This window comes from Bradyrhizobium sp. WSM4873, assembly GCF_055811355.1.
Map to the genome: position 1 here is coordinate 32,544 of NZ_JBVVPS010000010.1, position 12,232 is coordinate 44,775.

Genomic DNA, 12,232 nt, shown 5'->3' on the forward strand with positions numbered 1-12,232 from the left:
AGTGGACGGCGCTCCCCAACAGGATTGACTAAGCCACCGGCCGAGCCGTGGGCGATGGCTGGTACTCTGCCGGCCACTTCGACGGCCGGAGTGCTGCTTGGACGGCGGCCTTGTGACCTGGCGGCCCGCGCAAGGCGCGCAGTCCTTCTCCCAAAATGATGCTCAATCTAAACGCTGCTGTCGATATCACACCGTGATGCCTGCGGTGATACCGAATTCGATTGGCCGATAGCAACCCGTAGAGCCGTGCGTTTTCGCGGTATTCACCGCCGATGTGCAGCGCTTCGGCCTCCGGAAGGTAAACCACCGAAAATCCGCACTCGCGCACTCTTCGCATGTAGTCGACCTCTTCCATATATAGAAAGAAGGACTCATCCCAGTCGCCAACGATCCCTCGCGCCCGGGCTGAGACCGCGAGGATGCATCCGGTAGCCCAGTCGATAACACTCTCACGTTCATAGCTGGCGGATTCGCCGACCATCTCGCCGATACCAATGCGAGCGGCCCAAGTGCCCCCCAATATGGCGTCTGCCCAAGCTGTCAGATTGGAGGGCTCTCGGCGTATCGACCAGGACGTCTCGCCGGCTGCGTCCAGGTTTCTGGGCACCGAAATGCCGACAAATGGATCGGCTAGTCGATCGACAAGCAGCTTCGCCACGCCGGGATGAAGACGGACATCAGGGTTGAGTATGAGCAGGTGAGCGTCCTTACTCGCCACCGCCGCCCCTGCATTGACGGCAGCAGCATAACCGGCATTTCGGCCCAATTGGACGATTCTGGGCGGGGTTGGATGCGCACGCGCGATATCGACGCTATCGTCATGTGAATCGTTATCAACGATGATGGTCTCAAAATGCATGATGCCTTCGAGCCCCACAGGAATTGAGTCAAGCAGCGCAGGAAGCACGGCGGCACTATTAAAGGTTACGATGATGATCGAAAGACCGACTGGCTCCGCGGACCCCGGGGAAGTATCCAAACTCTGCACCGCGCCCTCCTGGATAATCTTGTCGTTCGTCGGTAGGCCCAATTTACTGATGGCGCCGCCAGTCCACTCGGTAAAAGAATGCCTTAGGCCGAAAACAAAGAATTGTTATTTAAATATCTTTATAGCAGAATTAAATGTATTTAATGTCTAGATCAGAGCCTGCTCCTTGATTCGTTTGCGGTCGTCACTCGCCGAGGTGCGCGTTCGAGAGAGGCGTGCGGGCAATTAAATCGCAGGCAGAACAGCTGAGCCGCGATCGTGACGCATGTCGATCTCCTTCGAAAACTCTGGCGGCAAAACTTTTTCCTTCGCACAAACGACCATGGCCCGATGATCCCGTACGGACCCTAGGTTGCCATTTCATCGATCTTAACCCTTTTCTAGCTTGGCGCAGTGTTAGATCGGCGCGATCGGCGTGCGAATAAAAGTGGATCGAATCCCATTAAGCGTTCTTAAGACCCGACGCCAACAATTGCGACATGACTTTTCGCGAAGCACGAATTAAATGATTTAAACGCCGGTCTTCGCGTCGAAATAATCCTATCGTGGCTGAAATAGATCTCGATGACGGCCCAAAAATCGTCTTAAAAAAGACCCCGATACCAAGGACATCAGAGGCAGTATCGCAGTTAGAGTGCGGCAAATCATCAGCGCTGGGGACAGATCGGCGCTCTTGTGATGCCTTCATCGCAGCTTGATAACCCAGAGGGTGGACGTGACTCGTAAGACAAAATCTCCTTGGTCGCATCACGACGATTCTGCTTCGCGCGCACTGGCAGACGTGTTCTCATTCACTGATGCAGCTACCGAAGGCATGCCAGTTAGCGCTTGGGGGCACCTTTCGCACGTCGCCGGCGTGGCGGGGGCTTCAATAGCAAGCGACAGTCAGACATTGGTGATTCCAGATGGCGGAACGGTCGAGCTCGCTAACCCGTTTTCGGGTACGATCTCGTTCGCGGGCCCAACTGGCACTCTGAAGATTGACGACTCTTCGACCTTTCACGGACATATATCGGGACAGCTGGCCATCGGGGATGTCATCGATCTTGCTGACATCAACGCTGGTTCAAATGCGAGCGTCAGCTATTCGGGCAACAACTCACCCGGTACGGTGACGGTCAGCGACGGAGTCCATAGCGCCAACATCGCGCTTGATGGCAACTACTCGTTGGCCAACTTCACCGTGTCGAGTGATGGCCAGGGCGGTACGGCGCTGGTCGATCCGCCAATCGTTCCGACGATCGCGTCGTTTTCGACGGACACCGGTGTCGTTGGCGACAAGACCACCAACGACAAGACCCTCACGCTGACGGGTACGGCTGATGCCAACAGCACGGTAAAACTATACGACGGCTCAACTTTGCTCGGGACGACAACGGCGACTTCCGCTGGCGCTTGGACCTACACGACCGCCGCGCTGTCCAACGGATCGCATAGCTTTACCGCCACCGTCGATGCGGGGAGCTCGACGCCCACAACCGGGTTTCCGGATGGAACGTCGACCGGTGTGCCCGCCGGCATGACGCTGACGACGGTTAAAGGCGATTACACCTCGAGCAGCAAAGGCCAGGTGATCAGCGGGCTCAACGTCAACGGCACGCTGGTGATCAATGATGCCAATGTCACCATTGAGAATTGCCAGGCCCAGTACATCATCATCAATGCGCCTGGCGTGACGGTCAAGGATTGTACCGTTGTCGGCTTTAACAAGGGTGCGTTGCCCATTTCGTGGCCCAACGGCATCGATATTGAAGCCGATAATGTTCAGGTGTTGCGCTGTAATATCAGCGGCGTTGAGAACGGCATCTGGCTGGAAGGCAGCGGGTGCCTCGTTCAAAACAACTACCTGCATGACTTCATTCCCTACAACACGCAGACCGATCCGCACATCGACGGAATTCAGATACCAACCAATCTCGGTCTTACGAACAATGTCATTGACCATAACAACATCTCTCTCGACGCTTACGGCATCAACGCCTGCATTACGGTTGCAAAAAGCGGTGTGTCGGGTGGCACGACCACGAACATTACGATCAGCGACAACCTGCTTACCGGCGGCGGCTACACGGTTTATTTTGAAGGCGACACCTCAGGCTGCACTGTCGTAAACAATGTCTTCGGCAACCACGAGTACGGATACGTGACCGGCTCGGCGGAGACGGCGCAGAGCTATAGTGGCAACGTGACCACTTCGGGCGCTTCGCTTTCGCAATCCAACAGTCAAGGGGACCTGGTCTCTACATCCGGCACTACGAAGACGGCACAGCTCACTGCTACGGTGACCACTGCCGAGACATCGGCTCCCCTGGTGGTGACGGTTGACACGGTTGCGCCGACCGCCCCGACGATCGTGGCGTCGACATCCGCGGCTACGCTTGCGAGCACGCATGTCGAGGTTCTGACCGGTACGGCGGAAGCCAACAGCACGGTGGCGGTGTTCGACGGGGCGAGCAAGCTCGCGACCGTCAAGGCGGATAGCAGCGGAGCCTGGACTTATACCACGGCGGCACTGTCTTCCGGCGGCCACAGCTTCACGGCCACCGCGACAGATGTGGCCGGCAATACCGGTGCGGCGTCATCGGCGGTCGGTGTCACCATTGCCGGCGTTCCGTCGGCCCCGACCATTGCCTCGTTCTCGACGGACAGCGGGGTGGTTGGCGACCACATCACCAATGACAATACGCTCACGTTGACGGGCACGGCGGCAGCCGGCAGTGCGATCAAGGTGTTCGACGGAACGACGCAGGTGGGCACTTCCACCGCGGACGCTAACGGAGCTTGGACGGCTACCACCTCGGCGTTGTCCAACACCAGCCATTCGCTGACGGCAACGGCAACCACGTCCGGTGGGACGAGCGGTGCATCGACGGCTTTGGTGGTGACGGTTGACACGGTTGCGCCGACCGCCCCGACGATCGTGGCGTCGACGTCCGCGGCTACGCTTGCGAGCACGCATGTCGAGGTTCTGACCGGTACGGCGGAAGCCAACAGCACGGTGGCGGTGTTCGACGGGGCGAGCAAGCTCGCGACCGTCAAGGCGGATAGCAGCGGAGCCTGGACTTATACCACGGCGGCACTGTCTTCCGGCGGCCACAGCTTCACGGCCACCGCGACAGATGTGGCCGGCAATACCGGTGCGGCGTCATCGGCGGTCGGTGTCACCATTGATCCGCCAGTTTCTACTCCTGGATCGGGATATGCAGATGGTGCAGCGAACGCGCCAGCTGGTACTCCTCAACTCCCCCATTTGTTTGATGGCTACGCTGTGCGGCCGCCCTGGCAGGTTGCTGGCGTGGACTACGCGGTCGGTGTTCCCGCAGGGATGTCGTTGAAGGACCCAACCGTTGCTGGAAATCTTCCAACCGGCGTCACGATCGATTCGGTCAATCACGTCCTGCTCGTCCACGGCAACAATGTCACGTTGAGTGGGTTCGATTTCTCGTTGCATGGCGGTTGGGGTGTCGTCATCCAGTCGGGAACGACGGGAACGACAACGATTGCGAATTGCAATTTCTCGATGGGCACGGATATGCCCGTGGCCGTTTCCGCGAACGACACCAATGTGGGGAATCTCACAGTGGTGAACTGCAACTTCGACGGTAATCGGGCCAACATTCCGTCGGTGCAACCGCCACCGGCAGGAACCGGTATGGGTTCTGCGATTGACTATGAGGGCACCGGCACCTTCATCGCCAAATACAATTATATCCACGACATGCCAGCAGATGGCATCGATCTGGGGGGCGGCACGCCCACGATTCAATACAACGTGTTCACGGGCCTGGGTTACACGCCAGGGGCTCATCCCGATGCCGTGCAATTTGCCGGTGGCGTCGTCACCAATGCAATGATCGCCTACAATACGATCTTTCAACCGCAGGGAGTTGAAGGAAACGAGGGGCTCTCGCTTCACGCTCAGCTTGGAGGATCGATCACCAACACGACCCTGGCAAACAACATTGTCATTGCGACCGGACAAGATTCAGTCTCGCTCAATATCGGCCTCTTCCAGGATTCCGGTAATGTCCTCAACGGAGTCGTTGTAAGTAACAACTATCTGGACCCTACGGGCTCCCTGACGCCGACCGGATTTGGCGACCTCGCAAATGAGGTTCAGGGCTCAAATCTGACCATCGTGAACAACGTCAACCTGCTCACCGGGAAGCCCACCGCTCCTACGGCGGGAACATTCGCGACAACTGATGTCAAGAGTGTCGTCGCGTCCCCTGGAACGGGAACGGAGTTGGTCGGGGATACCGTCACTTTTACCGTTACCTTCGACCAGGCAATGAGGGTCTCGGGTACTCCGACCCTGACGCTGAATGATGGTGGCGTGGCGAAATATGCCGGAGGTTCCGGTACCAGCTCGCTCACATTCACCTACACTGTCGGAGCCGGCGATAAAGCCGTCTCTTCGTTGGCCATTACCCAGGTCAACGTATCAGGTGGTTCAACGATCGTGAATGCGTTGGGCGACACGCCGAACGTTTCCGGAGCTTTGAAGACTTTCTCGGGTCTCCAGATCAATCCAGGCTCCGGATCGACAGCGCCTGGCGCCCCGACCATTGCCTCGTTCTCGACGGACAGCGGGGTGGTTGGCGACCACATCACCAACGACAATACGCTCACGTTGACGGGCACGGCGGCAGCCGGCAGTGCGATCAAGGTGTTCGACGGAACGACGCAGGTGGGCACTTCCACCGCGGACGCTAACGGAGCTTGGACGGCTACCACCTCGGCGTTGTCCAACACCAGCCATTCGCTGACGGCAACGGCAACCACGTCCGGTGGGACGAGCGGTGCATCGACGGCTTTGGTGGTGACGGTTGACACGGTTGCGCCGACCGCCCCGACGATCGTGGCGTCGACGTCCGCGGCTACGCTTGCGAGCACGCATGTCGAGGTTCTGACCGGTACGGCGGAAGCCAACAGCACGGTGGCGGTGTTCGACGGGGCGAGCAAGCTCGCGACCGTCAAGGCGGATAGCAGCGGAGCCTGGACTTATACCACGGCGGCACTGTCTTCCGGCAGCCACAGCTTCACGGCCACCGCGACAGATGTGGCCGGCAACACCGGTGCGGCGTCATCGGCGGTCGGTGTCACCATTGCCGGCGTTCCGTCGACCCCGACCATTGCCACGTACTCGACGGACAGCGGGGTGGTTGGCGACCACATCACCAACGACAATGCGTTGACCCTGTCGGGCATGGCGACGGCGGGAAGCACCGTAAAGATCTTTGACGGCGGAAATCAAATTGGCCTGGTAACGGCCGATTCCACAGGCTCCTGGGACTACATCACATCCGTTCTGTCGGATGCGGTTCACCTCCTGACTGCGACCGCAACCAATGCAGCTGGGCAATCGAGTGGTTCGTCTACGACGTTAAGCGTTACCGTTGACACGGCCGCTCCGAATGCCCCGAAGATTGCATCGTTTTCGAACGACAGTGGCGCGGTAGGTGATGGCATTACAAACGCCAATGTCCTCACCTTATCGGGCACCGCTGAAGCGAACGCTCAGGTAAAGGTATTTGATGGAGGCACGGAAATTGCATCCGTGACTGCAAACGCAAGTGGGGGGTGGACTTACACGGCCTCCACCCTCTCGGATGGCACGCACAACTTCGCAGCAAGCGCGACCGACGTGGCTGGCAACACCAGCTCAACGTCAGCGGCTATGGCGGTTAAGATCGATACTGCTGCGCCGGCCGCACCAATTGAGACGGGCGACACCATCGTCAACGGCGATCAGGTCACGGTGACCGGAACGGCAGAAGCCAATTCGGTGATCAAGATCTACGATGGAAACAATCTGGTTGGTACCGGTACGACTCAATCGGATGGCTCTTGGACAGTGACGACGGCCTCGCTCTCGGTCGGAAGTCATGACCTCGAGGCAACGGCGACCGATGCTGCGGGCAACACCAGTGCACATTCGCTTCCGCTTGATCCGGTCATCGGAGCAAACGATCCGGCCGACATGACCTTCAATGGTTATTCGCAGGGTTGGCAAAATAGCAAATTCAAAGGAACCGCGGACGCTGGCACAACTATCAAGCTCTACGATGGCTCGAATTCGCTCGGTTCGACCACCGTTGGTTCGGATGGTTCGTGGAGCCTTTCAACCAAAGTCCTCTCAGACTCCATACACAAGATAACCGCCCAAGAGATCGATCAGTCAGGGCAAGTCATCGAAAACAGCTCCGGGGCGATCATTCTCGGATCGACTCGAAGCGAAAAGCTGACTGGCACCGCTGGGGATGATTTGCTCGTTGGTCGGGGTGGTCAGGACACCTTCGTGTTCGCGGCGAACTTTGGAAACGATGTCATCAAGGACTTTGACGCAATCGGGAAAAGCCATGACGTCATTGAATTCAGCAAGACCGTATTTGACAGCTTTGCGAGCGTGCTTGCTCACGCAACCCAGAGTGGTACGGATGTGGTGATCGCTGCCGGAAATGACACCCTTCTGCTGAAAAATACCAAGTTGAGCGCCTTGGACACGCGCGATTTCCATTTCGCTTAAGGAAAAGTCTTGTCGGCCTTCAAGCAGCCATTTTATTTTCCCATGTCTCTTTTTGGGACATGGGAAATGGGGGCAAATTAAATGAGCGGCAACGCGGCTAGCCAGAAAATTCCACCTGGCGGAAATATTGAAGATGTGCAGGTGTCACATCTTCAGATCGCGGCGGCGGGGTTGCGCATCCTACGCGACCGGGCAGTCGAACGCCTGCGCCGCTTGGCGTTTCGAAGCGGCTGGGGCAAAAAGCCGATTTACGAAGAATCAAAGTCGGAAATTGCAGGGTTTCTCGCATCCTGTCGGCAAATCTTCTGGGCCGTAGGAATCTTCAGCGCGCTCAGCAACCTTCTAATGCTGACCGGCTCGTTTTTCATGCTGCAGGTGTATGACCGGGTTCTGCCGGGCAGGAGCATTCCTACGCTCATCGCTCTGAGCGCGCTCGCCATCATGCTGTACGCGCTTCAGGGCGGGCTTGATCTCGTTCGAAACCGTATTAGTGCACGTGTCGGTCGATATTTCGATGAACGTCTGAGTCTTCGGGTGTTTGACTCGATCGTTAAGCTTCGCTTGAAGACGCGTGGCGATGGCGACGGATTGCAGCCGCTACGCGATCTCGATCAAGTTCGCAGTTTTCTATCGAGCGGCGGACCTGCTGCCCTACTCGACCTACCGTGGATGCCCGTTTATCTTGGGATTTGTTTTCTTTTCCATTTTTGGATTGGCGTGACGGCGCTTGCAGGCGGCGCGGTGCTGGTCGGACTGACCATCTTGACTGAAGTGCGAACTCGCGCACCGGGAAAGGCAACTTCGCGACATTCGGTTGTGCGTAATGCTTTGGCTGTTGAAGGGCGCCGCAACGCCGAGGTTTTGCATGCAATGGGAATGAAGCGCCGTTCAGCGCTCCGCTGGCAAGAGGCCAATCAGAAATATCTTGCGGCTCACGAAGCGACGAGCGACGTTTCCAGCGGAATAGGTGGTTTCTCGAAGGTTTTTCGATCTATCCTTCAATCGCTTGTTCTTGCGGTTGGTGCGATCTTGGTGATCAACCAGGAAGCGACTGGTGGAATAATTATTGCGGGATCTATCCTGACGTCGCGGGCGCTTGCCCCGGTCGAGATTGCCATTGCAAACTGGAAGGGGTTTGTTGCTGCTCGTGAGGCCGGGAAACGGATCGATGAGTTGCTTAAGCTGCTTCCTGCCGATGAGGAACGGCTTGCGTTACCGCCGCCGACACAATCCCTGATGGTCGAAAATCTCTACGTGGCTGCGCCTGGATCCGACAAAATGCTGTTATCGGATGCCTCGTTTGCCTTGCGCAGCGGAGAGGGGTGCGGCGTCATTGGTCCAAGTGGAGCAGGCAAATCAACCATCGCACGTGCTCTGGTCGGCGTTTGGCCTTCAAAGCGCGGTAGGATCAAGCTGGATAATGCCGCACTTGAGCATTGGCATTCCGAGGCCTTGGGAAGCCATATCGGGTACCTCCCTCAAGATGTCGAATTATTTGACGGTAGCATCGCGGCCAACATAGCCCGCTTCGACACGAGCGCGACCGCTGCCGCTGTCCTGCAAGCGGCCAAAGATGCGGGCGCACACGACACCATACTTTCAATGCCCGACGGATACTCGACGCGTATCGGTGAGGGCGGGGCCGCGTTGTCGGCAGGGCAGAGACAGCGCATAGGTTTGGCTAGGGCTTTCTACGGCTCGCCATTCCTCGTGGTGCTCGACGAGCCGACATCCAATCTTGATGCCGAGGGCGAGGAAGCGCTGACGCAAGCGATTTTGAACGTTCGCCGACGCGGTGGAATTGTGGTTGTTGTTGCCCATCGTCCGAAAGCTCTCGATGGCGTAGATCACGTTCTCGTCGTTGGAGACGGAAGAGTGCAATCATTCGGTCCCAAGGATGATGTTTTGCGCAAGGTCTTGCGACACAACGTTCCCCTCAAGGTCGTAGAAGGCTAGGGGGCGCCCAGTGGACGAAGCAATTACGCCTGCTCAGCGCTCTATTCAGCGCTACATCATTTCGGGCATGATGATTGTTGCATTTCTTTCAGTCGGCATCGGTGGTTGGGCGGCGACGTCGCAACTATCAGGCGCCGTTATCGGCCAGGGCAATGTTGTGGTCGACTCAAGCGTGAAAAAGGTCCAGCACGCGACCGGAGGAATCGTCGGCGAATTGCGCGTCCGGGACGGCGACCGTGTCAAGGCCGGAGACATTCTCATCCGACTTGACGAGACCCAAACACTGGCAAATGCGACGATCATTACTCAAAGCGTGGACGAACTACTTGCGCGTCAGGCCCGACTAGAGGCTGAGCGTGACAGGTCGGATCAGGTCGTATTTCCGAAAGCGCTGTTGGCACGAGGATCCGATGCTGCTTCCGAGGCAGCCCATGCAGTCGCAGCTGAACGCACGCTTTTTGATTTGCGCCGGCAGGCGCGCGCGGGACAAAAGGCTCAATTGCGAGAAAAGAGTGCTCAACTACAGGAAGAGATCAAGGGCTATACCGGACAAACTGAAGCAAAACAAAGGGAAGTTGACCTCATTGCGAAGGAGCTTGAGGGGGTCCGCCAACTTTTCCAAAAGAATCTCATACCGATTTCTCGCCTCACGTCGCTGGAGCGAGACGCGGCCCGACTCGAAGGCGAACGCAGTCAGTTGGGAGGAGCGATTGCTCAATCCAAAGGCAAGATGGCCGAAATCGAGCTTCAGATCATACAGGTCGATCAGGAGTTGCGATCCGAGGTCGGTAAGGATTTGATCGATACGCGGGCCAAACTTTCTGAGTTTTCAGAGCGAAAAACTGCGGCTGTCGATCAATTGAAGCGGATCGATATTCGTGCGCCCCAGAATGGTCGTGTTCATCAGCTTGCCGTACACACGGTGGGTGGCGTAATCGCTCCAGGCGAACAGATCATGCTGATCGTTCCGGACGCCGATGCAATGGCAATCGAAGTGAAGATCTCTCCGCGTGACATCGATCAGGTCTATCAGGGGCAAACGGCAGCCATGCGCTTCGCTGCCTTTAATCAGAAGACGACGCCAGAGCTTGAAGGCGCTGTTACAATGATCGCGGCCGACCTGACGCAGGATCAGAGAACTGGAGCGAGCTACTTTACGGTACGGGTTGGCGTCAAACCCGAAGAACTCGGAAAGCTAGGCGATAACAAGTTGATGCCGGGTATGCCGGTCGACGTTTTCATCAGGACCTCCGGCCGAACTGCGCTGTCGTACCTGACGAAACCGATTCTCGATCAAGCCGAGCGTGCGTTTAAGGAGCGGTAGTTGGGCGGCGGTGAAGCCATCGCCCCTATGTTTTCGTAAGTCCCGCGCTGATTCGATCGCCTATTCCGATCGACAACAGTTTGATTGTGGACGCTTCGATGACGGCGCAGGTAAGCCGCCCGGTCGTAAACGCTCCCGTGTCGACATTGAGGCGATTGGGTCGCATCTCGGGCGTGCGCAAAGGCGTGTGACCATGCACGACAAATGCTCCAAACTAGCCAACATAACCGAGAAATTCTTCACGGATCCAGAGTAGGTCCCTCTCGGCCTGTTCTCGGATAGGAACTCCTGGACGAACGCCGGCGTGCGCAAACAGAAGGCCTCCCAACCGAAACGACAATCGCAATCCTTTCAAGAATGCGAGATAGTCGTCTGACATTGCATGAGCGAATTCCTTCGAAAGCCTCACTCGCTCGCGCTCGTCAGGGTTAAAAGTGACACTCAATCCGTATGACACCAATGTGTCGAGACCCCCCACAGGCGCCACTCGGTCAAGGTTGCCGGATCTTCGAGGAAGCGAAGAACGAAGGTTTCATGATTGCCCTTCAAGAAAATGCTTTCATTCTGGCTGGCGTACTCCAGCAAAACGTCGAGTACTTCTTTTGAGGACGGACCTCGGTCGACATAGTCGCCCAAAAACAGGATGATCGACCGCTCAACGGGGCGCAGTGTTTGATCGACCCTAAGTTTGTCGAGCATTGCGCGCAAAAGATCAGCACGACCGTGAAGGTCCCCGATTGCATAAATTCTGACACCCGAGGGAAGGCATGTCGAGATTTTCAGCCGCCTGTTCCGCCACGTCGTATCCGGCGATCCCAGGTCGGGTTGAAGGGGCAGACTTCAAAGGCCGGTTTGGGGTGCTTGGCGTCCATCGACGGAACATCTGATGAAACGCTGCCAATTGCAAACGAGCGTTCGATAAAGCTCGTCGCATTTGTATTGGATCTAGCGATTAAATGATCGTCATGCACCATTGCAGGGACGATGGGAGCAGCTCGGCTCGATGCTGCTTGTCGATGTCTTCGTCAAGAAAATGCTCCGCATCCTTCCTATCGGACCAGTGCTGTTGGGTCTGAGTATAGCGGCCGCTCAGTAAATCGGTTCGACGCTGGTAAGAGTCGCGAAACAAATGAACAAAAGCATCGTGAGTTCGGGGCCGAGGATGACAAAGACGATTGTGCTCATCAGCGTCTGCATACCGGCTTGCCGCGCTCGACCTCTTCCGGGAGCGCGAAGGGCTATTGCGATCGGCGGTGGTTCAATGCATTTGGCGCCGAGAGCATTCAGGAAAATGGACCGCGTCAAATTGTGTTGCTGACCGCTCTGCGGACCCATCGTTGGTTCGAAGTTAGGAACCCTGTCCGCGACTTATATTCTTCCGGCCGGCCCGGCCTGTTCATGCGGCCCCCTGATCGTCGATCGGTGGCATCGGTAA

General features: G+C 57.1%; 5 protein-coding genes. 3 read left to right on the forward strand and 2 right to left on the reverse strand.

The window, feature by feature from the left end:
* Positions 1-28: 28 nt before the first annotated feature.
* Entirely contained in the window at positions 29-988 is a 960-nt protein-coding gene (locus tag AC0L21_RS15750; RefSeq protein ID WP_473262746.1) for a glycosyltransferase, read from the reverse strand.
* 715 nt (positions 989-1,703) lie between these two features.
* Between AC0L21_RS15750 and AC0L21_RS15755 the strand changes: the two genes are divergently transcribed.
* The 3 genes from AC0L21_RS15755 to AC0L21_RS15765 all read left to right on the forward strand — a co-directional run bounded on the left by AC0L21_RS15755 (position 1,704) and on the right by AC0L21_RS15765 (position 10,797).
* Positions 1,704-7,517, forward strand: coding sequence for an Ig-like domain-containing protein (locus tag AC0L21_RS15755; RefSeq protein WP_473262747.1), 5,814 nt, complete (start codon positions 1,704-1,706; stop codon positions 7,515-7,517).
* An 81-nt stretch (positions 7,518-7,598) separates the two neighbouring features.
* Entirely contained in the window at positions 7,599-9,473 is a 1,875-nt protein-coding gene (locus AC0L21_RS15760) for a type I secretion system permease/ATPase (protein WP_473262748.1), read from the forward strand.
* 10 nt (positions 9,474-9,483) lie between these two features.
* On the forward strand, positions 9,484-10,797 hold the full coding sequence (locus AC0L21_RS15765) for an HlyD family type I secretion periplasmic adaptor subunit (protein ID WP_473262749.1): 1,314 nt from the start codon (positions 9,484-9,486) through the stop codon (positions 10,795-10,797).
* Between the two features lie 441 nt (positions 10,798-11,238).
* On the opposite strand, the gene AC0L21_RS15770 is transcribed toward AC0L21_RS15765, so the two are convergent.
* Positions 11,239-11,496 (reverse strand): metallophosphoesterase, encoded by a 258-nt coding sequence (locus AC0L21_RS15770; RefSeq protein ID WP_473262750.1) that lies wholly within the window; start codon positions 11,494-11,496, stop codon positions 11,239-11,241.
* Between the last annotated feature and the right edge of the window lie 736 nt (positions 11,497-12,232).

Bases quoted from the DNA above. Each gene is read 5' to 3' on its own strand.
- AC0L21_RS15760 (WP_473262748.1), top strand. From the start codon at position 7,599: ATGAGCGGCAACGCGGCTAGCCAGAAAATTCCACCTGGCGGAAATATT.
- AC0L21_RS15770 (WP_473262750.1), bottom strand. From the start codon at position 11,496: ATGCTCGACAAACTTAGGGTCGATCAAACACTGCGCCCCGTTGAGCGG.